Source organism: Enterococcus spodopteracolus, from assembly GCF_030441955.1.
Taxonomy (GTDB): domain Bacteria; phylum Bacillota; class Bacilli; order Lactobacillales; family Enterococcaceae; genus Enterococcus_B; species Enterococcus_B spodopteracolus.
Genome location: NZ_JARJHD010000006.1, coordinates 40,540 through 61,960 on the forward strand (window position 1 = coordinate 40,540; position 21,421 = coordinate 61,960).

The 21,421-nt window shown below is 37.6% G+C and carries 23 protein-coding genes; 3 read left to right on the top strand and 20 right to left on the bottom strand.

Features of this window, described 5'->3' with window-relative positions:
* Positions 1-70 precede the first annotated feature (70 nt).
* From dprA to P3R27_RS08905, 5 genes are all read right to left on the bottom strand, one after another.
* Positions 71-928: a DNA-processing protein DprA gene (gene dprA / locus P3R27_RS08885; RefSeq protein WP_034687889.1), complete on the bottom strand. Its 858-nt coding sequence runs from the start codon at positions 926-928 to the stop codon at positions 71-73.
* Positions 929-983: 55 nt separating this feature from the next.
* Positions 984-1,751, bottom strand: coding sequence for a ribonuclease HII (rnhB, locus tag P3R27_RS08890; RefSeq protein ID WP_034687891.1), 768 nt, complete (start codon positions 1,749-1,751; stop codon positions 984-986).
* On the bottom strand, positions 1,744-2,604 hold the full coding sequence (gene ylqF / locus P3R27_RS08895) for a ribosome biogenesis GTPase YlqF (protein WP_034687893.1): 861 nt from the start codon (positions 2,602-2,604) through the stop codon (positions 1,744-1,746). Before ylqF ends, rnhB begins: the two co-directional genes overlap by 8 nt.
* 120 nt (positions 2,605-2,724) lie before the next feature.
* Entirely contained in the window at positions 2,725-3,501 is a 777-nt protein-coding gene (locus tag P3R27_RS08900; protein ID WP_034687895.1) for an aminoglycoside phosphotransferase family protein, read from the bottom strand.
* A gap of 677 nt (positions 3,502-4,178) precedes the next feature.
* Entirely contained in the window at positions 4,179-4,823 is a 645-nt protein-coding gene (locus P3R27_RS08905; protein ID WP_034687897.1) for a helix-turn-helix domain-containing protein, read from the bottom strand.
* A 212-nt stretch (positions 4,824-5,035) separates the two neighbouring features.
* Between P3R27_RS08905 and P3R27_RS08910 the strand changes: the two genes are divergently transcribed.
* Positions 5,036-5,503 carry a hypothetical protein gene (locus P3R27_RS08910; protein ID WP_034687899.1) on the top strand — a complete coding sequence of 156 codons (468 nt, stop codon included), beginning with the start codon at positions 5,036-5,038 and terminating at the stop codon, positions 5,501-5,503.
* A gap of 87 nt (positions 5,504-5,590) precedes the next feature.
* Entirely contained in the window at positions 5,591-5,989 is a 399-nt protein-coding gene (locus P3R27_RS08915; RefSeq protein WP_034687900.1) for a VOC family protein, read from the top strand.
* 53 nt (positions 5,990-6,042) lie between these two features.
* Here the strand turns inward: P3R27_RS08915 and lepB are convergent, their stop codons facing one another.
* The 14 genes from lepB to P3R27_RS08985 all read right to left on the bottom strand — a co-directional run bounded on the left by lepB (position 6,043) and on the right by P3R27_RS08985 (position 19,004).
* On the bottom strand, positions 6,043-6,594 hold the full coding sequence (lepB, locus tag P3R27_RS08920; protein ID WP_034687902.1) for a signal peptidase I: 552 nt from the start codon (positions 6,592-6,594) through the stop codon (positions 6,043-6,045).
* A 248-nt stretch (positions 6,595-6,842) separates the two neighbouring features.
* Positions 6,843-7,070 (bottom strand): YozE family protein, encoded by a 228-nt coding sequence (locus P3R27_RS08925; RefSeq protein ID WP_034687904.1) that lies wholly within the window; start codon positions 7,068-7,070, stop codon positions 6,843-6,845.
* Positions 7,067-7,585 carry a peptide-methionine (S)-S-oxide reductase MsrA gene (msrA, locus tag P3R27_RS08930; RefSeq protein ID WP_126134027.1) on the bottom strand — a complete coding sequence of 173 codons (519 nt, stop codon included), beginning with the start codon at positions 7,583-7,585 and terminating at the stop codon, positions 7,067-7,069. The genes P3R27_RS08925 and msrA overlap by 4 nt, the downstream gene beginning before the upstream one ends.
* Positions 7,586-7,617: 32 nt before the next feature.
* Positions 7,618-8,274 carry a YpmS family protein gene (locus tag P3R27_RS08935; RefSeq protein ID WP_034687992.1) on the bottom strand — a complete coding sequence of 219 codons (657 nt, stop codon included), beginning with the start codon at positions 8,272-8,274 and terminating at the stop codon, positions 7,618-7,620.
* Complete coding sequence (locus tag P3R27_RS08940) at positions 8,267-9,163, bottom strand: SGNH/GDSL hydrolase family protein (RefSeq protein WP_034687993.1); 897 nt, start codon at positions 9,161-9,163, stop codon at positions 8,267-8,269. The genes P3R27_RS08935 and P3R27_RS08940 overlap by 8 nt, the downstream gene beginning before the upstream one ends.
* Positions 9,164-9,406: 243 nt before the next feature.
* The gene (locus P3R27_RS08945) at positions 9,407-10,249 is read right to left on the bottom strand and encodes a DegV family protein (protein WP_034687994.1); all 843 of its coding nucleotides are present in this window, start codon (positions 10,247-10,249) and stop codon (positions 9,407-9,409) included.
* A 264-nt stretch (positions 10,250-10,513) separates the two neighbouring features.
* Positions 10,514-11,026 (bottom strand): dihydrofolate reductase, encoded by a 513-nt coding sequence (locus tag P3R27_RS08950; RefSeq protein WP_034687996.1) that lies wholly within the window; start codon positions 11,024-11,026, stop codon positions 10,514-10,516.
* 14 nt (positions 11,027-11,040) lie between these two features.
* Positions 11,041-11,988 (bottom strand): thymidylate synthase, encoded by a 948-nt coding sequence (locus tag P3R27_RS08955; RefSeq protein WP_034687998.1) that lies wholly within the window; start codon positions 11,986-11,988, stop codon positions 11,041-11,043.
* A 10-nt stretch (positions 11,989-11,998) separates the two neighbouring features.
* Positions 11,999-13,885, bottom strand: coding sequence for an ABC-F family ATP-binding cassette domain-containing protein (locus P3R27_RS08960; RefSeq protein ID WP_034687999.1), 1,887 nt, complete (start codon positions 13,883-13,885; stop codon positions 11,999-12,001).
* 221 nt (positions 13,886-14,106) lie between these two features.
* The gene (locus P3R27_RS08965) at positions 14,107-16,203 is read right to left on the bottom strand and encodes a cation:proton antiporter (RefSeq protein ID WP_034688001.1); all 2,097 of its coding nucleotides are present in this window, start codon (positions 16,201-16,203) and stop codon (positions 14,107-14,109) included.
* A gap of 12 nt (positions 16,204-16,215) precedes the next feature.
* On the bottom strand, positions 16,216-16,491 hold the full coding sequence (locus tag P3R27_RS08970; protein ID WP_034688003.1) for a hypothetical protein: 276 nt from the start codon (positions 16,489-16,491) through the stop codon (positions 16,216-16,218).
* A 228-nt stretch (positions 16,492-16,719) separates the two neighbouring features.
* Positions 16,720-17,175, bottom strand: coding sequence for a hypothetical protein (locus tag P3R27_RS08975; RefSeq protein ID WP_010735761.1), 456 nt, complete (start codon positions 17,173-17,175; stop codon positions 16,720-16,722).
* A 265-nt stretch (positions 17,176-17,440) separates the two neighbouring features.
* Positions 17,441-18,646 carry a CCA tRNA nucleotidyltransferase gene (locus P3R27_RS08980; protein ID WP_034688004.1) on the bottom strand — a complete coding sequence of 402 codons (1,206 nt, stop codon included), beginning with the start codon at positions 18,644-18,646 and terminating at the stop codon, positions 17,441-17,443.
* A gap of 19 nt (positions 18,647-18,665) precedes the next feature.
* Positions 18,666-19,004 carry a nucleotide pyrophosphohydrolase gene (locus P3R27_RS08985; RefSeq protein ID WP_010735763.1) on the bottom strand — a complete coding sequence of 113 codons (339 nt, stop codon included), beginning with the start codon at positions 19,002-19,004 and terminating at the stop codon, positions 18,666-18,668.
* Positions 19,005-19,251: 247 nt separating this feature from the next.
* Here P3R27_RS08985 and P3R27_RS08990 point away from each other — a divergent pair, with 247 nt between their 5' ends.
* Positions 19,252-20,130 carry a YitT family protein gene (locus P3R27_RS08990; protein ID WP_034688006.1) on the top strand — a complete coding sequence of 293 codons (879 nt, stop codon included), beginning with the start codon at positions 19,252-19,254 and terminating at the stop codon, positions 20,128-20,130.
* Between the two features lie 729 nt (positions 20,131-20,859).
* Here P3R27_RS08990 and P3R27_RS08995 read toward each other — a convergent pair.
* Complete coding sequence (locus P3R27_RS08995; protein ID WP_029594129.1) at positions 20,860-21,420, bottom strand: YpiB family protein; 561 nt, start codon at positions 21,418-21,420, stop codon at positions 20,860-20,862.
* Position 21,421: the final 1 nt, after the last annotated feature.

The window sequence follows — 21,421 nt, forward strand, 5'->3', positions numbered from 1 at the left end:
TTTTACAAATCGTAGCTTATCATATCCATTCAGAAATCGTTTGTCAAGGAAAGCAATAATAAATCCATCGTTATGATTCCAATTCATCCAGGATATCTTGTCCTGAAAAGGTACATATCGCTCCATCTTGGATCAATTGATGACAACCAGTGGATTGACCTGTCAAAATATTCCCAGGGACAGAAAAAATCGGACGTCCAATCTCTAAGCCTTGCTCTGCTGTGATCAATGAGCCGCTTTTTGCTTTTGCTTCAATCACACAGATTCCACTTGATAAAGCGGCAATCAGACGATTTCTCATAGGGAAATGAAATTTTTGTGGGCCCACATCTGGTAAAAACTCACTTAATAAAAGATGCTCTCTAGCAATTCCTCGTTGCAACTGCTGATTTTCTTTTGGATAACTATGATTGATCCCCGTACCGATCACTGCAATCGTTCTGCCTGAACAACGGATCGCTACTTGATGCGCATAAGTGTCTATGCCTTTCGCACAGCCACTAACAACTATGTAGTCATGGTCAATCACTGGAGTAATCACTCGCTCTACGATTTTTCTCGCATAACCAGATGTTTGTCTACCACCAACGACAGCGATCATTTTTCGTTTCATCAGCGAAAGATCCCCTCGATAAAATAATAAGATCGGGGGATTTGCCAAATGAAGCAATTGTGAAGGGTAGATTGGATCAAGAAAAGTTATGTATGGATTCTTTCCTATTCTATTCCGCCAAGTATAGTTGATCTGGCTCCAATAGTCATAAAAATTTGCTTTAGAGCGATTGAAGTGCGAAACTTTCAACATATCATCAACAGACAACCATTCTTTCTTTTCACTCAATAGATGACGGATCACACGCCATTTTTGCTCTCCACTCAGTCCTTTGACCAATGCCAACTTTGTAATAAATTCATTGTATATAACCATAAAGCGCCACCTTTTCTAATCTTTTTTATAAGATACGTGAAAAGTGGCACATCGCTTATGATAAATATTGTTTGACTGGTGCAAAACTTTTACGATGGATTGGCGTGATGCCATGTTGTGCTAATCCTAACAGGTGTTCTTTTGTTCCATAACCTGCATTCTTGGCAAAACCATAGCCAGGATATTGTAACTCGTATTCTTTCATCAAACGGTCACGATAGACTTTTGCAATGATACTTGCAGCAGCAATCGAAATTGAACGGGCATCTCCTTTGATCAATTTTTTTTGTGCAATCGGCAAATCTAAAGTCATCGCATCAATCAATAAATACGTAGGTTCTGGTGTCAATTCTTTAACAGCTTCACACATCGCTAATTTACTTGCTTCGTAAATATTGACACGATCGATCGTCTGCTCATCGATCACACCAATCCCAATGGAGAGGGCTTTTTCTTGAATCTGTACATACAGTTCTTCACGTTTTTTTTCAGATAATTGCTTGGAATCATTCAATCCGTAAATCTCTACACCTTTAGGTAAAATAACAGCTGCGGATACAACAGGGCCAGCCAACGGGCCTCTTCCTACCTCGTCGATCCCTGCAATCAAGTCATACCCTTGAGCGTATCCTTCATTTTCGTAGAAGGACATCGTCTCATATTTTTCACGAAGCAAAGTTTCCTTTGCTAAGCGTTTTTCAAAAGAGTCTAACGCTTGTTGGACACCTTTTCTTGTGTCTAATCTTAGTTGTGTGACTATCGGATCATCAAGCGTTGTGATTTGTTTCAGTTTTTCTTTGATACTCTGGATCGACTCACTCATGAGTAGTCTCTTCCATTTCTTCACAACGATCTAAAGTATAGCGACCAAGTTTCCCTTGGCGGATATCAAAAACGACTAGCTCGCTCCCGCGGTCATAATCTTGGCGATACCCTCTCCGTTCCGTGATCGTCATCAATAACTCAGGTGCAACTTGTTGCTCTTCTTCTATTGATAGTCCATAACGTTCGCTGATTTTGTTAGGGTAGTAACGGGCAAAGAAATCTAAGCCGTAAATTGCTAGATCATCAAGGTGTACCAATTGGTCTTTGATTGCACCAGTCAAGGCTAGTTTTTTACCGATTTCTTCATCTTCAAACTTAGGCCATAAAATACCAGGTGTATCTAGTAGTTCTAATTCACTTCCTAAACGAAGCCATTGTTGCCCTTTCGTTACTCCAGGCTTATTCCCTGTTTGTGCAATCTTTTTGCCCACTAAACGATTCATCAATGTCGATTTTCCTACATTAGGAATTCCTAGAACCATCGCGCGGATTGCTCGAGGTTTGATGCCACGAGCTGCGTCTCTTTCGCGTTTTTCTTTCAGTGCTTCTTTTGCTGCAGGAATCAACGATTTGATTCCTTTACTTTCTTGAGCGGTGATTGCTAAGGCTTGATGTCCTTGCTTTCTAAAGTATTGCTGCCATAATTTTGTTTGTTGCGGATCCGCTAGATCAGCTTTATTCAATAAAACAAGTCTTGGCTTTTGTTGGATGATTTGATCTAGCATTGGATTACGTGAAGACAAAGGTAGGCGTGCATCAACTAACTCAAAGACGATATCAACATATTTCATCTTTTCTGAAACTTCACGTCTAGCCTTCGCCATATGTCCTGGGAACCATTGAATAGTCATTGGTGTTTCCTCCTTTAAAACTTAAAATCTAAAAAAGTTGCTCTTTACTTATACAGTACTTGAATGAACTACACTTCTAGGAGTATACAAGAAAAAAACTAAAAATCAAACGGCTTATTCTCAAGTTTCTTCATTTTGCAACTTTCTAAGAATTTTTTTCTCATTGTCGAGCAACCATTGAATATCTTGCTCATATTTTTTTAGATGGCCTTCATGTATATTTTTTTGAAAATTTGCTTCCCCGCGACTCGCTGCTTTAGTGATGAAGTCCATCATATAAGAAAGTCGCTCGCTCATCGTAGGAATCAAATCTGGATACTCGGACTCATCTAATCTGTATGCTTCAACAAATTTATTTAAACGATGACACGTTTCATCCGTGATCGGATCTCCTTGATTTGCCGCTAAAGGTACCCAGCGATAGGCGGCATAACTTGCATCCCAGATTCTTGATCCTGGTGTGATCGTGTCAAAATCAATGATACCAATGGCTATACCATTTTCCGTTATCACATTGTATGGCGCAAAATCATTGTGACACATTACCTCACGCTCTCCAAATGGAGGTAGCATCCACGGTTCTGCGCCACTTAAAGAAGTAAGGTATCCTTGATTCTGGTCGTGGAAATCTCTTAACAACCGACCTGCTGAACAAATGGCACTGTCCGTCAACAATTGAGAGGGCAAAGGATAATCATAGACCTCACCTGCGAGATAAGATACCACTTCATTTCCTTTCTCATCATAGCCTAATGGTTCTGGCACATAAATTACACCTTGGTTCATTAGGTAGCTTAAAAATTTTTGGACCTCCTCCGACCAGACTTTCTTAGGACGAATTACTTGCTCTTCTTGGATCACTACACCGTCTCTTCCTTTTAGTTTCTTTTCGATCATCTAGCTCCTCGCTTTCGACTCTTTTCTTCAGTTTACCATATCAATTCCACCTCATGTTCTAAAAATGGAAAGAGAGACGTTAGTTCAACAAGCAGATTTCCATTTGTTAAAGTCAATCAAGGAGAATGTTAACTATCCTAAAAATATTTACCATTGAACCTAGTCTTCTATTTCATAGTTATCTCAGAAAGTGTACTGATATATGATGCGGTACTCTGGAGAAGTGAATCCATGCTTATTCAGATCGTAAACTGGACAAAAATATTTGATGAGGAGGGAATATCATAACAGGATAAAATACTTTGTCCGTTCTATCCACAAGAGAAATACTTCATATTTTTGATTTCTAGGCGATCTTTTGACGTACATCATGAGTCAGTTTTAAGAAATGTCAAAAGATCAATCAGCCAAAGTTAGAAAGCAATCAATGTAAAAAAGAGCTTTCATAGTAATGAAAAAAGTAAGCTCCGTAAAACAATCGACTGAACGATTCGTTTCATGAAGCTTACTTTTTAACCTGATCCGACTCGAAGTATACAGCTCGTTGACAAGAAGATCCACCTGATTTCTAAAAGTTTTTTAGAAGATTTTTATTTTGCCATACTTACCTTCACTAACCATCGAACTCCTTCATTTGTCCTCATACAGCTATCTTTGAGTACTTCTTGCAATACGATTTATTTTTTATAATTCACACTAATTTTATTCACTTTTGAAAACATATCTAAATCTACTTCAATCAGTCCATCATGTACTAATTTCCGCTGATTGATATTAGAATTAGCAGTCTTATATAAATCAAGATTCACAAAACCTTTTTGATTACTTCCGTCAACATAGTAGCCAACATATTCACTGTCTTTAGGTATAGTAAAAAGAACAGTCATTTTCTTGTCCTTGAGAGTAATATCTTTAATGTCTTCTTTGTTAAAGAGCGCTACATCTTCTGAATTGACGTTTTCAACTGCATTCAAGACAATCGTCGGTTGCTTAGAAAATGAAAAAAATAAAAGCGACATGACTGAAATAATTGAACAAAGTGCTACTATAAAAAACAATTTTCCTTGCTTTTTTTTCTGATTCACCTCCACTTCTTTAGTAGTATCAATCATCGTGTCAGTTATGGTAGAATTTTCCAATAGTTCGTCTAAAGACACACCTAAGCTTGTCGATATTTTCACTAGTGTATGTATGTCTGGGTAATTTCTGCCGATTTCCCAATTAGAAATAGCTGAACGACTAACATTTAATCTCTTTGCCAATTCTTCCTGTGTAATTCCTGCTTGATACCTTTTTTCTTTTAATGTTTTACCAAAATCCACAACATCGCCTCCTTATTCTATCTCTCATTATAACCATTTCATAAAAGAACTTAAAAGCGAATTATTGAAACGAATCGATATATTTCCGATTATTCGATGTCACAATCTGTGACACCTTGTAAAACAAGGATTCTTGCTATTGAAAATGTGAAACAAAACACTTATTATCAAGAGGTGAATGTTCGCTAAAAAATAACAAAAAAGGAGTACTTATGAAAAAATTATTTATGTTCTCTACTATTTTCTTATTATTTGGTTTGTCCACTCCACAACAGTCAGTAGATGCAGGTCAGTTAAGTGTTGAAGCCACATACCCAGAATCAAGTTTAATCAATTTGACGCCTTCCTTGGTCAGAGGAGCCAATGTGCCAACGGCAAACTGGAACGTAGTTTCGTCATGGCGTTGTTCAATATCTGGCACTTATAGTGGCAAATATTATTTATATTCTAACTACAATATATTAGGAAAAAATACGTATAATTATTACTTCCACAATCAAGGTCGCGGAACCTTAGAAATTCGAATGAGAAATTCTGTCAATCATGCCGTCTTGAAAACACACTTCGTTCCAGCTGGCTCTACGATTTCTAATACTCTTAGTATGACAGATCAAAGTTCAAGATTTTATTATGAGTTTTATAGTACTGTTGATTATACTTTTAGCGGATACGTCCAATAAAATAAGAAATTATTCTTCAAGTTAAATACTTTGACAACGCTTACCAACGGGCGCATGATAGAGGAAAATGAAAGGGGCTGTAGCAAGATGGACACAATGGTTTTTGTCAATTTCCCTGTGCAAGATGTTGGTCGCTCGGTCGAATTCTATACAAAATTAGGATTCAAACAAAATAAAGAATTTTCGACTGAGGAAGCAAGCGCAATGGTTTGGGATGACACATTTTGGGTGATGCTCTTGACACATGACTTTTACAAAAAATTCTTGAAAAACAAAGAAATCGCAGACACAAAAAAAATGAGCGGTGCACTGATTGCTTTTAGTTTAGCAAATGCTGCTGAAGTCAAACGTTTTGGTGAAATTGCAAAAGAAAATGGTGGTAGCTACCATACAGTCGATATGGGAATACCAGAAGAAGAAATGTATTCTCTTGAAGTACAAGATCCTGATGGAAACACATTGGAACCAATGTGGATGAAAATATAATCAAAAAAAAGAAGACTTTCCAACATATTGTTATTGGGAAGTCTTCTTTTATTTTACCTGATCCATTTGATTTCAGTTAATGGGTAATACACAAATCTCGCTTTTCCTAAAATTTCATCTCTAGATATTGTTCCAAATGAACGACTATCTTTTGACACACGACGATTATCCCCCAAAACAAAATAGCTATCTTCAGGTAATTCTGTATATCCTGTCAACTCTTCCAAGGTAAAATCGGTAGTATAAGGTGCATTTTCATGGTCCGAACGGATATTTTTACTTAAATAAGGTTCTTCGACTGGCTGGCCGTTGATTTTTAGTTGGTCCTTTTCATAACTAATAGTTTCTCCCGGTAGACCAATGACTCTTTTAATATAGATCGTGCCATCTGAAAGTTGGAAAACGACTACATCAAATCTTCTGATTTCAGAAAATTTTTCCATAACGACCATATCACCTTGCTTAAGGACATTCTCCATCGAGTTTCCTTCCACTGGTACTGGGATCAATATAAATCCCCGTAAAATAAATGCAATCACTATGGAACAAAGTAAAAATTTAATCAATAACCAAAAACGGTCAATATAACGCTGCTTTTTTGTCAAAGCCCATCAATCCATCCCTCGTAAAATCTTAACCTATTATCCTCATTATATAGAATAACTACAGAAAAAGCGAATGGTTCAATAATCATTTAAAAATAGATGCGAAAAAAGACGGACATACGTACTATGTTTTAGAAATAATTGCATAGGCTAAAATCATTGTATCAAATAGGACTATTCAAAAATATTGCCTATGCAGTACTTGTCTCGTCTTTTTTAAGTCATCCCCTTCGTACCAGATCCATTGTTCAGGCGAGATGATTATTCTCTAGATAATGATCCCAAGCTGTATCAAAGATATCCATAGAGGGCAAATAATCAACATTCATTTCTAAATAATCAGAGATTTCTTCATAACTCGTACTATGTTTTGGAAACTGGATGTCCTTACCGGCTTCTGTTGCAAAAGTGGACAGTGCATCCGTTGGTTTTCCGCCACGAAGAGTCATCAGATAGTGATAGAAGCTGCGATTCATTGATTTCCCTCCCAATTGTCAGCAATAAATGCCGCACGACGCGCATGATTACGCTCAAAGTTCTCAGGATTTTTTTTGTAGTAATCTTGATGTTCCTCTTCAGCTAAATAAAAGGCCTCCGCTGGTTCAATCGTCGTAACGATGGGTTCACTAAAGCGACCACTTGCTGCAAGTTGTTGTTTGCTTTTTTCAGCTTTTTGACGTTGTTCTTCTGTAGTATAAAAAATCACAGGTCGGTAATTATCGCCTCGATCTTCGAATTGACCAAAAGCGTCTGTAGGATCTGTTTGTTGCCAATAAAGCTCAAGTAATGCCTCGTATGAGATCAATTCAGGATCATACAAGATTTCTACTGCTTCAGTATGTCCTGTTATTTTGGCTTTCACTTGTTCATACGTTGGATGTGGCACATGCCCACCAGTATAACCGGACATGATCGTGTGGATGCCAGGTAATGTGTCAAAAGGTTGGATCATGCACCAAAAACAACCCCCTGCAAATATTGCTCGTTCCATTATTAATTCCTCCCTTACTTTCGAGATATCACTTAATTAGTACTAGATTCGGTCGTTTCTTCCGTTGTTGAGGAATCTTTTGGTAAATACAAACTAAATCGAATATCATCGTTGACTAAATCAATTTTGTCCGCTTTGATGTACATGCCATTTTGCATACGGAATTGATCTAATCGTAACATGATCGTTAAATCATCTGTATTGATCTCGATCCATTCAGGTAGTTTGTAATTTCGCTTGATCATATTCATCACATCTCTGATCGGTAGATTCAATGTACCGATCGATAGACTTTTTGCTTTTAACTGAACATTGCCATTTTCCATTACATACGGATCAAAATACAAGTAAAAGTCGATAGGGAAACCTAACACTTCAAACGTCCCATTAAGCAATGCTTCATTTTCTAAATAAAATTTGTACTTGATATCTTGTCCTTCTTGGAAATCTGTCAAGAAAAAGCTGATCAGTTGGTTGACTTTTTCTTTTTGAGTATTGATCGTCAATACCGGATCGCCTTGTCTTTCTGTAATCGCTGGTACTTCTGGCAAATCAGGTTCACGATTGGCAAATATCCGCGTACCCAAGAAAATCGTCGAACCAATGATCAGGCCTAATAAAATCAGAAATGCGTATTTCCAGTAGTTATGCCTTTTGTTTTTTTCAACTGTTGAACTACGTTTATCCATCCTTGTTTCCCTCCTTGACCAGCCATTTTTCATGCGTTTCGATCAATTGATCCCTCACAGCATTAGCCATCAATTGATAGCCTAAGTTATTAGGATGAAAATGATCTTCTTCATATAACACATTATTTTTCGTCCCGTTCGAACTATCACTAGAAGCTGACTGATCAGAAGCTTCAGTAATTCCGACCTCTTGATTCAATCCTTGATACAATAGATCATTGATCGGGATAAAATAGCTATTTTCTGCTTCATTTACTACCTGCTGTGTTCCTTCATTCCAGTTATCCACAATCGTTTGCATATCCGTGATCTCAGGGAAGTTCAAATAAAATGGATTGTAAATCCCTAAAATATAGATAGGTACCTCTTTATTTAACACTCGTATCTCTTCGATGATTGCTTGGACGTTTTCTTGATACTTCTTGATTGGTTTATTGAATGACCGAATACTGATACCAAAAAGGTTATTTTGGATCACTTTCATTAAATCATTCCCACCAACAGTCAAGGTAATAATGTCTGCGGTTTCGATATTCTTTTGGATTTCTTCATTGTTTTTCAATCTTTTTAATATTTGATCACTTCGTTCGCCATTTACACCATAGTTTTCAATTTCAATGGCTGTCAAACCGTATCTTTCTTTTATGTCATTTGCGACTAACGGAACAAAACCACCTTGTTTCGTCTGGTCGCCTACTCCTTCAGTCAATGAATCGCCAATTGCTACATAGTGTAACTTTTCCTTTTGATTGCTTTCAGAAGTAACCGATGCTGCCGGTTTTAACAAAGGCTGTGCTTTCGGCACGCTTAAAGAGAGTCCGACAAAGAGAAAAACTGCAGTGAACAAAGGGATCAAAACAAGCAACCACTGTTGTTTCATTCGTTTCATTGTTTCACCTCTAAACCATGATTGTTTCTTATATTACCAAAATTCCGATTAAAAAAATAGCCCTTTTCTGAAAAAAGAAAGAGGCTGTTTCTCATCTGCTAAAGGAAGTGGAGCATCTCAAAATGTCTTTTCCTCCTCACTTCCTTATGCTAGTAGCACTTGAACGAATAAAAAGACAGATCACAAAGAACACGTTTATTTGTCTTCACATGATCTGTCCTCCTATTACTTATTTTACATTCATCAATCGGTATAATACATGATTGCAAAAGCATTTTCCCCTGTATGGGTAGCAATCACTGGATTTGTATGCAATACTGGGATGTCCATATCGGGAAACAATTGTTTCAAGCCTTCTTCAAACTCGCGAGCAAGGTCTGTGGCACCTGCATGTGAGATACCGATCTGGCGAACGTTCGGTAGAGCCTTCAGTTCTTTCTTCAAGCCATCGAACCACTTGTCGAAAGTCTTTTTCCCACGACCTTTTGTCACAGGAATCAGCTCTGAATGAGTAAAGTTCATCACCACACGAATGTTTAACATACTTGATAGTAAACCAGTTGCACGACTGATTCTTCCACCTTTTACTAAGTTATCCAATGTGGAGATACCGATATAAAGTTTTGTATTATTTTTGATCTTCTCGATTTCAGCAAGGATCTCTTCTGCTGATTTACCTTCTTTGGCCATTTCAGCCGCACGAATAACTTGGAAAGATAATCCTTGATCGGTTGTATCACTATCGATCACTGTTACTTTTGTTTTGGTTAAGTTACTCGCTTGTCTTGCAGCTTCAACCGTTCCACTTAAGCCTTTTGTCATATGGATAGAGATCACTTCACTACCATCTTGACCTAATTCATCATAAGCTGAAATGAACTCACCGATTGGCGGTTGGCTTGTTTTAGGTAATGCCTTTGATTTAGCCATCATATCCATGAATTTCTCTCCGCCAAGTTGGTCGTCATCAGGATATACAACACCATCGATCATAATTGATAATGGCATAACATGAATATTCAAATGATCTCGTACTGCTTTTTCCATTGTACAAGAAGAATCTGTTACTATTTTTACGTTTGTCATTATTTCACACTCTTTCTTTCACAAAGTGCCTAGCATTTTTCAGGCAGGTCCACTTTCAGTATACCAAAGAACTTTTGTTTTTTCATCAAATTCAGTTATAAACAAGTTTAAAATAAATTGTTTGTTATGATAACATGATTCTATTAATTTTGGTTTATATATACTCCTTCTTTTTATGGACTAGCAAAATAAGAAAAAGAAACCTGAATGATCAACCATCCATTCCGGTTTCTTCCGCTTTGAATCTATAGGTTCAACGAGACATTATATCTCTTCTGTTGTGTGTTCTTCTTTACGTTTATACGTTTCGAACTGATGGGCGTAACTATTTTTTTCATCGACTTCTCCCGGACTGATATTGATCAACGACCAAGCTTGCCAGTCAACAGCAGGGAAATACGTATCTCCTTCAAAAGAATGATGGATTACTGTACGATATAAAATCGTGCAGTAAGGTAAGAATGCTTCATAGATCGCTGATCCTCCAGCAACAAATAAAATCCCATCTGCTTCTTTTTCATACGCTAAAACTTCATTGACATCATGCATTACCTGCACGCCTTCAGCTGTAAATTCACGGTCCCTTGTCAAAACAATCGTTTTACGGTTAGGTAATGGCTTACCGCCCATTCCCATAAATGTTTTTCGTCCCATGATCAATACATTCGCTTCGGTCATCTGCTTAAAAAATTTCAAATCATTTGGCAAATGCCAAGGAAGTTTGTCTTCTTTTCCAATCAGACCATTTTCATCCTGTGCCCAGATTGCAGCGAACATTTTCTCATCCTTTCTTAGACCGCGATAGGTGCCTTTATTGAAGGATGCGGCTCATATCCTTCAACTTTGATATCATCCATTTCAAAATCAAATACAGAGTTTTTTTCTGTATTCAATACTAGCTTCGGAAATGGACGAACTTCACGAGACAATTGTTCCTTCATTTGCTCTACGTGATTTGAGTAAAGATGCGCATCGCCTAAAGTATGGATAAATTCACCAACTTCTAATCCCGTTTCATGTGCAATCAGATGTGTCAATAAAGCATAGCTAGCAATATTGAATGGGACACCTAAAAATACGTCAGCACTTCTTTGATACAGCTGACAACTTAATTTATTGTCATTTACATAGAATTGAAACATCGTGTGGCAAGGAGGTAAAGCCATACTTGGCACATCTTCTGGATTCCATGCTGAGACGATCAATCGTCTTGAATCAGGTGTCTGCTTGATAGCTTCGATCACTTCTTTGATTTGATCGATGAAACTACCTTCTTTTGTTTCCCAATGACGCCATTGATAGCCATAGATATGACCAAGATCTCCATGCTTTTCTGCAAATGCTTCATCTGCCACTATCTTTTCACAGAATTTCTTGCTTTCTTCTTGATAGACTTTATTGAATTCTGGATCAGTCAAACTACGATGTCCAAAATCTGTCATATCCGGCCCTTGATAGTCCTCGCTTTTGATATACCGTTCAAATGCCCATTCATCCCAAATATGGTTATTATTTTGTAAAAGATAACGGATATTTGTGTCTCCTTTTAAAAACCATAATAATTCGCTTTTGATCAAACCAAAAGGTACACGTTTTGTCGTCAATAACGGAAAGCCTTTTTGCAGGTCAAATCGCATTTGATAACCGAATAAACTAAATGTTCCTGTTCCCGTACGATCACCTTTTACATGTCCTTCAGATAATAACTTTTTCCCTAGATCAAGATATGCTTGCTCCATCTTTTCCCTCCTAATTATCTGCCCATTCACTTAAATATTCCCAACGTGACATTTTTTCTTCCAGCAGTTCCTCAGTTGTGGTTACTTCTTTTTGTAATTCTTGCAATCGTGTGAAATTATCCCCTTGATGGTTCATCTCTTCTTGCAATTCACCCAAACGAGTCTCTAGTTCTGCAATCTCATCTTCGATTGTTGCCCATTCTTTCTGTTCCATATAAGAAAGCTTTTTCTTTGGCTCAGATTTTTTTTCTTCAATCTTAGCTGTGACTTTTTCTGGTTGAATATGTTGATCTTCTTTGCGTTTAGCTAAATAGCTAGACATATCGCCATAATAAAGCTCTTGTTTGCCATTTCCTAGAAAAACTAACAGTTTATCAACTACCTTATCTAAGAAATAACGGTCATGAGAAACGGTGATCACCGCTCCAGGGAATGTCCGGAAATAATCTTCCAAGATCGTTAAAGTAGCGATATCTAAGTCATTGGTTGGCTCATCCAGCAATAGAACATTTGGTTGCTGGATCAATAATTTGAGTAAATATAAACGACGCTTTTCCCCACCAGATAGTTTACGGATCAGTGTTCCGTGCATGAATCTAGGAAACAAGAACCGCTCCAAAAGTTCAGCGACACCGATTTGCGTTCCATCCGCCGTTTGGACTTCTTCTGCCGCTTCTTGCAGATAAGCAATCATTCGTTTGTCCGGAGACATTTTTTCGTTTTCCTGTGTATAGTAAGCTAATCGAACAGTTTCGCCAATCGTATAGATGCCACTATCTAAGGATAATTTGCCTGCTAAGATATTTAACAACGTTGACTTCCCAGCACCATTCTCTCCAGTGATTCCTAGACGCTCTCTTGATTGGATCAATAGATCCAAGTGTTGGAGCAAAGGTTTTCCTTCAATCGAATACGAACCATCCTTGATCTCAAGCACTTTTTTACCTAAACGTTGTGTCGCGATATTTAGTTCGATATCCGTATCATGATTGACTTGATATAAGTTTTCTTTTAAATCTTCAAAGCGATTGATACGTGCTTGCTGTTTCGTCCCACGAGCTTGTACTCCCGCTCGCATCCAAGAAAGCTCCTGCTTATACAGGCGTTTACGCTTTTCTTCTTGTTCGACTTCGACACGATCTCGCTCGGCTTTTTCAATAAGATAAGCTTCATAATTGCCTTTATATTCATAAAGATTCCCAAAGGCAAGTTCAAAGATCCGATTCGTGACACGATCTAAGAAATAACGATCATGGGTAACCATCAATAAGGCACCACGATATTGTTTCAAGTAAGATTCCAACCATTCGATCGCTGCATAATCTAAGTGGTTTGTCGGCTCATCAAGCAATAAAAGATCAGGTTCATCGATCAAAACCTGTGCTAAGCTGACACGTTTTTTTTGTCCACCTGAAAGCTCACCGATTTTCTTTTCTAGTTGGTTGATCCCTAATTTTTGCAAAATGATCTTGGCATTTGTATCCGTCGTCCAAGCGTCCTCTTTATTCATTCGCTCTTCTGCCAATGCGTAGCGTTTTTGGACTGCTTCATCATCGCCATTTTCAGCTAATGCAATCAAGGCTTCCTCATAGAGTCGTACAGTCTCGATCAATGGACTATTCCCTTGAAAAACAGCTTGTAAGACCGTATCATTTTCTGCAAATGAATCGGTTTGTGATAAATAACCGATACGGTAATCATTCGGATAAAAAACTGTCTGCTGATCACCATCTCCACTGTCAAGTCCAGCGATGATATTCAAAAGACTTGTTTTACCAGTTCCATTGGTACCAATCAAACCGATGCGATCATGTTCATGGATCAAAAAGGAGATCTGATTAAATAATTCTTTTTCTCCATATGTTTTTTTGAGGTCAGTTATTTTTAGCTCTTTCACCAGTACTCCCCCCTTATCTTGGATATTGTAACATAAAACAATTGTTTAAAAGATAGTTTTTTTCGAATATTCTTTTTTTAGGTAGCATTGAAGATACGTGTTCTCTCACTTCATATAACCAAATACACAGGATTCAAAAACCTGACTTCCAGGATGAACTTAATTATTAAGGTTGAACGACTTCTGTCACAACCCCCAAAAAAAAGAGGAGCTGTGCTTTGTCACAACTTCCTCTTTTGGTCTTGTTTTAATTGAAATTTCTTTGCTTTCGCTTGGAACGCAAAGCGAAACGAAAAGCGATCTGTCGGTTGATTCATTGTATAGGACTCCAACAGATTGATATTTCGTCTATATTGATTCGCAGAAAAAGTCGTGATCGTTTCGGCGACTTCATATTCATCAATGACTTTTCTTTCTAAATAATAACCTCTAAGCATTTTTTTCGTAAACAAACGATCTTGTTGGATCAGCCAAGTGGAAATCAGATTACCACTCATCATCCGAATCCCCTGAGCTTTTCGTTGTTCGATAAAGAATCCAATCATCGTATCATCATAAACGTCTGTTAAATTCTCCAAACTTTCAATGATCAATTGTGTATTCTTTTGATACGTCTCTCGGATTTCTTGAATATCTTTTTCTGAGATCATTGTTTGCTGATCTGTCTGGCGTCTTTGCCAAAACATTTTAGGGTGGAGAACGATCCGCATCAATCGGCGTACCACAATAAACCAAAATCCAATAAATGACAAAATTTGACTTGTGATCGACTGCTCAAAGTTAGCTAGGAATCTTGAATAAAAACGATAGCCATTAGAAGACAACTTCCCAGAACGATATCGTTCATCCAAGCTGTCTCGCTCAATCGATAAAATCAACGCTTGGATTTCTTGGACTTCTTGCTTTTCATCTCCACTCAAATCAGATAAATAAAGCTCACTGATTCTTTCTTGATAAGTCTCAATCACTGCTTCTATTGCTAAATAAGCTTTTGATCCTGGTTCTTCCGCTTCTTTTTCTACGCGTAGTGTTTCAATCACTTCTTCCAAGATCATCAAAGCTTTTAAATCAGTTGTTGCTGCTTCTTCTGTTTCAGTCAACATAGGCAATACAATGATCCCGATGATCAACGTGACCAAAATAACACCTGCCGTTAAAAATAAAAGCAATGATCGTTGGTTGAATGCCATTTGATTGATCGTGAATGGTAAAATAAAAATAGTCGCTAAACTGACTGTTCCTTTTACGCCCCCGAAGGTTAAAATCAAGACTTCATTCAGTTGTTTTTTGAAACTTTGTAAACCGCCCTTAAACATATAAAACAGGCTGATTGAAACGAAACGTATGACGAATAGCATGATTGAAACCAATAAAATGATCATTAGCAACAAACTATTCGAATACAACCCATCCCCCCAAACTGGTGTAAAGACTTGTGTCAGTTCGATTCCTAAAAATATAAATACCAGCGCATTCAATGTGAAGGCAATCGTTGTCCATGTACTATTCGATAAAGTTGACAACTCTGCATCAAAAACTGAGATTTTTTTAAATCCTGAGGCTTGTAATACCCCTGCAACCACTGCTGCAATAATTCCTGAAACATGAAAGACTTCGGCTAAAACATACGCTAAGAACGGCAACAACAATTCAATCAATAAGTAGCCTGTTACGTCACGTGCCGATGCTTTCTCGATCAAACCAATGATTTTTCTTTTTACCCAGACAAGCAAAAAGCCGACTACTGCCCCGCCAATACTTGATAAAATCAGTGTAACGCCTGCATTTACCGCAGAGAACGTCCCAGTGATCAAAGCAGCTAAGGCAAATTGGAAGGCTGTTACGCCAGAAGCATCATTCAGTAACCCTTCACCTTCTAAAATATGCATGGCTTTTTTCGGAATGTTCACACGATTGGAAAGCGAACTGACTGCCACCGCATCTGTCGGACCTAGTGCTGCACCAAAAGCGAAACACGCGGCTAAAGGAACACTTGGCAACAGAAACGATAACGTTGCTCCAACGCCAATCAAAGTCAAGATCACCCCACCAAAAGCGAGAAACAATATCGTATCGAAATTTTTCAGGATCGACGCGATATCCGCTTTTTCTCCTTCTCTAAAAAGTAAGGGAGCGATGATCATCACTAAAAATAATTCAGGTTCAAAATTGATGGATTCACCCCATTCGGTCAACCCTAAAACCACGCCGAGAAATATTTGGATCAGTGGTGCAGGAATCATCGGCAAGATACGACTTGCTATGTTGGATAGCGTGATCGTGACTGCAAAAACAATCACTAACTCTGCAAATTCCATGCTTGATCCCCTTTATTTTTTATTTTGTGCAAGAACTTTCAAATATTGCTCTTTTTTCTTTAAAATTTTGTTTTCAACAATTTCCGCTTGGGTCACTCGACCGTCTAACTCACATTGCACACGTTTTGATTCTAAACGGAGCAATTCGTGTTTCAAGCGTCCCAATTGACGATACATCAAGATATTCCTTTTACGCAACTTACATAAGATCTGGCGACGATCTTCCATTGAAAAAGTACCATAGTGGTCAACCAGTCGTTTCTTTTTTTCTTCAAAACTCTCTCTCATTTTCAAGATCTCCTATATTCAAACTGCACCAATTATAGCAAAAAGTTTTTAGAATGCAACTAAAAACTTTTTACTTTTAGGATGAAGCATTCGTTTCAATTCCAGAAACTCATTCTAGTCCAATCACTATAAAATATCAATTGTAATCATAAAATAAAGACAAAAGAAAAACACATGCAAAACCAATTCAAAAGTTTTGCATGTGCTATTTTTAAACGGCATTTGATCTTATTCGAAATATTCGCCATAAACATCGTCAACACGTTGTTCTGGGTTGATCACAATGTATAAGTTACCAGTTTTTTCACTGATTTTTGTTGATTGATATTGATTATCTAATCCCTCTGTTCCTTTGTCCAAGTAAGGGAAGTATACTAGATCAGGTGTACCATTGCGATACAAGATTTCCATACGTTCAATATCTTCATATTTCAAAGCACGATTGAACATACCCATTTCTAAACCACCTAGATTGATATCATGAGTAGCTACTGAATCTCCCTCATGGAAGATTTCGATTTTAAAACCGGCACATGGATGGATCTCGATAAATTCGCTTCCATTAATACGACCAAAACTTGTTGTGATTTGTTTGATCCAAAGGTCGCCGATGTGACGACGATTGATCGTCCATGTTTCGCCGTTACGGAAATAAAATTTTAGCGCTGTCATTTCTTTGCTCATTAAAAAAATCTCCTTTTTTGACGCATTATATTCTGTTTCATTACTAGTTTAGCATAAAACAACAAAAGCGGTCATCTCTCAGGTTTGCTTTTCTATCAGCTTTTTTGATAAAAATCCTCCTCTAAAAGAGAAAAGGGACATGAAAAACATCCTACAAAAAAGCCAAACGCTTCTATAGATAACTCTCATGCCCTTACTTTAGCCATGTCAGTATATGATTAGACCGCTAATCAGACGTAATTAGTGCTTGTTACGATTTCGTTGACTAATCTTGTTGCTCTTTCAGATAGGTTAATAATGCAGCTTGTTCATTCTGTACCAGTCCGTTCACTACCGCTGACTCCGCAAGTGCTAACGCTTCACTGACCCATTTACCTGGTTTTTTCTCACTCGTAGCTAATAGCACCTTTCCATCAATCGCCAACTCACTCATTGTCTTGATAGGAAGTGCATGATAAATGTCTAGCACAGTTGTTGTGTCAGGGGTTTGTTGGAAGTAAATCATCAATTCTTCCACATCCATCGATGCGTCTTTTCCAAGATGATAAATCTCCAATGGTGTTAATCGTCGTTCTTGTCGCTTCGCCAATCCTTTGACCAAACGTTGGACTTCTCGAATCATTTGGTTGGAACATTTCCAGGCTTTTAAGAAAGGTGCCACCTCTTGCTCAGATCGACCAAGTTGGTTGAGTAATAATGCCCAAGCTTGACTTTCTTTTTTTAATGGAATAGATGGTAAATCGGCAAATCTTAGTAATGCCTCACCATCTTCTTTTAATTGTGGACAATAGATGTAACATTTTGTTTCAACAAATGCGGCCAAGCCATGATTACGAAAATCCCCTAAAAGCATTTTGATAAATTCAACATTCATTCGTTCAATAGAAATTTTATCCAATAAGGCATGGTTGTCTTCGATTGCCTTGGCTGTTTCTTCCTCCAATTTGAACCCTAACTGACTTACAAAACGAAGCCCACGCATCATTCGTAAGGCATCTTCATGAAATCGTTCAAAAGGCCGGCCAACTGCTCGTAAGACGTGATTTTCTAAATCAGCCAAGCCGTCGAATAAATCGATGATCTCACCATCTTCTTTCAAAGCAAAAGCATTGATCGTAAAGTCTCTCCGCTTTAGATCCTCTTCTAGTGTACGAACAAATGAAACACTATCAGGACGCCGATAATCTTGATAAGTCGATTCCGTACGAAATGTCGTGATCTCGTATTGCTCCCCTTCATACAAGACGAGGACCGTTCCATGTTCGATCCCGATATCGATCGTTTTTGGAAACAACTGCTTGATTTCTTCTGGAAACGCACTAGTAGCAATATCTACATCATGAATTTTTTGTCCGAGTAACGTGTCACGTACACTACCACCAACAAAGTACGCCTCAAATCCAGCAGCCTCAATTTTTCTTATTACTGGAATTGCTTTTTTATATTCGATCGGTAATTCACTTAGTCTCATTTTTACTCCTTCTATCCTCTCACTGTTCCTCATCTTTTCGGGCAAAACGATGATGGTCCCTTCGATTGAACTTCTCCATATTTTTTTCAAATACCGTCGTCAAATCAATTCCTAACGAGTTTGCCATGATCATTGTTACAAATAGAACATCGCCTAATTCTTCTGCCACTGAATTACTAGGTTCTGTTGCTTTTTTACTTTTTTCGCCATATGAATGATTGACCTCTCGTGCCAATTCGCCTACTTCTTCGGTCAGACGTGCCATTTGCGCCAATGGCGAAAAATATCCAACTTTAAATTGTTGGATGTACGCATCGACCTCTTCTTGCATACTTTTTAGTGAACGCTCTTCTTTCATTAAGAACCCTCCAATCATCTCTTCCTAAAAAACTTTACAGCAAAACGGCAAGAAGTGCAATTGTGAAAACAAAGAATACATGCTACATTATGTTAGGTACACTTAATAAATTCTTAGCATCAAGCCAACTTGGTCTATTCTATAACTATAAAAATGAAGAACCAGTTTGCTAATCCTTAGGTTTATATCTAGGATTTACCGCTTGTTGCACAATGAATCATATCATATAGTAGAAAGTGGGGATTCGATGACATCATTGAAAACAATGAAAGAAGTTATTTTTATTATTTTAGGAACAAGTATTTATGCTTTTGGACTAGTCTATTTGAATATCGCAAACCAGCTAGCTGAGGGTGGAGTTTCAGGTATTACTCTGATTTTGCGTGCTCTTTTTCATATCGACCCAGCTTATTCTACTTTATTGATCAATATTCCATTGATCCTACTAGGCGGAAAAATCTTAGGAAAACGCGCGCTCGCTTATACTGTCTTAGGTACTGTCTCGCTTTCTGTCTTCTTATGGATTTGGCAAAGGATTCCCTTACAAATCAACTTAGAGCATGATTTACTAATCGTCTCTTTACTTGCAGGACTGATTGCCGGTGTCGGCAGCGGGATCGTTTATCGTATGGGAGGTACTACAGGAGGAAGTGACATCATCGCTCGGATACTTGAAAAAAATCATGGAATCTCTATGGGACGTTCCCTTTTAGCTTTTGATGTCATAGTTTTACTTGCTTCATTAACTTATATCGATTTGAAGCGAATGATGTACACGTTAATCGCTTCCTATGTATTTAGTCGTGTCATCGATTTTATCCTTGATGGCGGCTACTCTGCTAAAGGGATTCTTGTGGTCTCAAATAAAAGTGAGGAAATTGCGCCTTTATTGATGACTGGCTTACAACGTGGTGTCACATTCTTGCATGGAGAAGGTGGCTTTTCTGGTATCGATAAAAAAATGATCTATATGGTAGTAAGTACCAGGGAATTAAACGAAGTAAAACGGATCATTCATGAAATTGACGAACATGCCTTTCTTTCAATTCTAAATGTCCATGAAGTAGAAGGAGAAGGCTTTACGTATCTTAAACTACAAACGAGGCGGTATAAAAAAATAACATAATGATTTTGAATCGACCAACCTAGTACTGAGCTTTCTATGTATATAGAATAACGTAGTTCTGCGTATTTCGTGATCAAGGAGTTGCAACTGTCTACTTAGAGATATTCTCAGTTCATTCAGAAGTACCTGGGCGATTAGGCCTTTTGCGCTTCCTAAAACCGAATATATGGTGCCCCACAAGCTTACGTTCATAAATAAGCGTGAAACACGATAATGGCTTTTTAAATTTTTGGGATTCACGCTTATTTGCCATAGCTGGGTACTTGTGTCACATCTTTTTTTGATCAATAGCTTTACCGCTTCATATTTTTTGTACAGAATGAAAGATATATGAACTATATAAAATATAACTGATAATATTTAAGAGAGCCTATACTACTATCCGAAAATATCACTGGAATCAAATATGTATACATTGATAGCAGATCAACGCACCTTCCAAAAATCTATAATATGTAAAGAACTTTGTACATTTCGTTCATACGTATCAACCAAAGGAATTTAGGGAAGCGACAAGAGATATTCTTGAACAAATTTGATTATAATAAGCTTTTCAAGAAATTTTATTATTGAAATCCATTTTTGTTGTTCTAAAAAACTTAATAAAAACTAGGCTTCCTTTACGAATATTACTCGGAAGGAAGCCTAAGCTTTAATTATAATATATATTTTCACTATAGATACTTACTTATCATAATTTTACTTTTCCAAAGCCAGCTTTCCCCACATTCAGCTCTTACTCTTCTGCGGCGCTTGAAGGATCATGCGGTTCACTTCATCTGATAGTTCAAGAAACGCATCTTTATCGCCTTCTTCTAAGGCCTGATCGATCTGTTGGTAAAGCATGTTTAGTTTTGCGGCTTGCTCTTTTTCTTGGAAATAATGCTCGATTAATTCTGTTGATTCTTCACTGATTGCATCTTCCCATGAGGCTAACGGGTTGTCTTCGATGATTGCTAAATATTCTTTCGTTTGCCACGCATTTTCAAAAAGGCATTCGACATAGAGTGGATTTTTCCAATTCAGACGGATTTCGTGGAAGATTTGATCAGTGTCAGTAAATTCCTTTCCATCTAAAAATAGCTTCATCGGCTCACCTTCATAGGAAAGATCGGTGATCTGTAAACCACGTCTTGTTAAGTTTGCACCTTCAACAAAACGCACATTGTGTAAGATTGCTTCATGATTTGCCAGATAGTTCAAAATCCAAAATACTTCTCTGCGACTGAAAGAGACATGGTTAACCATCCAAGTTAAGAAATTCTTCTTTTCTTTAACATCAATCAACATA

Coding starts and splice junctions, on each gene's coding strand:
- dprA (WP_034687889.1), bottom strand. CDS start 928: ATGGTTATATACAATGAATTTATTACAAAGTTGGCATTGGTCAAAGGA.
- rnhB (WP_034687891.1), bottom strand. CDS start 1,751: ATGAGTGAGTCGATCCAGAGTATCAAAGAAAAACTGAAACAAATCACA.
- ylqF (WP_034687893.1), bottom strand. CDS start 2,604: ATGACTATTCAATGGTTCCCAGGACATATGGCGAAGGCTAGACGTGAA.
- P3R27_RS08900 (WP_034687895.1), bottom strand. CDS start 3,501: ATGATCGAAAAGAAACTAAAAGGAAGAGACGGTGTAGTGATCCAAGAA.
- P3R27_RS08910 (WP_034687899.1), top strand. CDS start 5,036: ATGAAAAAATTATTTATGTTCTCTACTATTTTCTTATTATTTGGTTTG.
- P3R27_RS08915 (WP_034687900.1), top strand. CDS start 5,591: ATGGACACAATGGTTTTTGTCAATTTCCCTGTGCAAGATGTTGGTCGC.
- P3R27_RS08925 (WP_034687904.1), bottom strand. CDS start 7,070: ATGAATCGCAGCTTCTATCACTATCTGATGACTCTTCGTGGCGGAAAA.
- msrA (WP_126134027.1), bottom strand. CDS start 7,585: ATGGAACGAGCAATATTTGCAGGGGGTTGTTTTTGGTGCATGATCCAA.
- P3R27_RS08935 (WP_034687992.1), bottom strand. CDS start 8,274: ATGGATAAACGTAGTTCAACAGTTGAAAAAAACAAAAGGCATAACTAC.
- P3R27_RS08940 (WP_034687993.1), bottom strand. CDS start 9,163: ATGAAACGAATGAAACAACAGTGGTTGCTTGTTTTGATCCCTTTGTTC.
- P3R27_RS08945 (WP_034687994.1), bottom strand. CDS start 10,249: ATGACAAACGTAAAAATAGTAACAGATTCTTCTTGTACAATGGAAAAA.
- P3R27_RS08950 (WP_034687996.1), bottom strand. CDS start 11,026: ATGTTCGCTGCAATCTGGGCACAGGATGAAAATGGTCTGATTGGAAAA.
- P3R27_RS08955 (WP_034687998.1), bottom strand. CDS start 11,988: ATGGAGCAAGCATATCTTGATCTAGGGAAAAAGTTATTATCTGAAGGA.
- P3R27_RS08965 (WP_034688001.1), bottom strand. CDS start 16,203: ATGGAATTTGCAGAGTTAGTGATTGTTTTTGCAGTCACGATCACGCTA.
- P3R27_RS08970 (WP_034688003.1), bottom strand. CDS start 16,491: ATGAGAGAGAGTTTTGAAGAAAAAAAGAAACGACTGGTTGACCACTAT.
- P3R27_RS08975 (WP_010735761.1), bottom strand. CDS start 17,175: ATGAGCAAAGAAATGACAGCGCTAAAATTTTATTTCCGTAACGGCGAA.
- P3R27_RS08980 (WP_034688004.1), bottom strand. CDS start 18,646: ATGAGACTAAGTGAATTACCGATCGAATATAAAAAAGCAATTCCAGTA.
- P3R27_RS08985 (WP_010735763.1), bottom strand. CDS start 19,004: ATGAAAGAAGAGCGTTCACTAAAAAGTATGCAAGAAGAGGTCGATGCG.
- P3R27_RS08990 (WP_034688006.1), top strand. CDS start 19,252: ATGACATCATTGAAAACAATGAAAGAAGTTATTTTTATTATTTTAGGA.
- P3R27_RS08995 (WP_029594129.1), bottom strand. CDS start 21,420: ATGTTGATTGATGTTAAAGAAAAGAAGAATTTCTTAACTTGGATGGTT.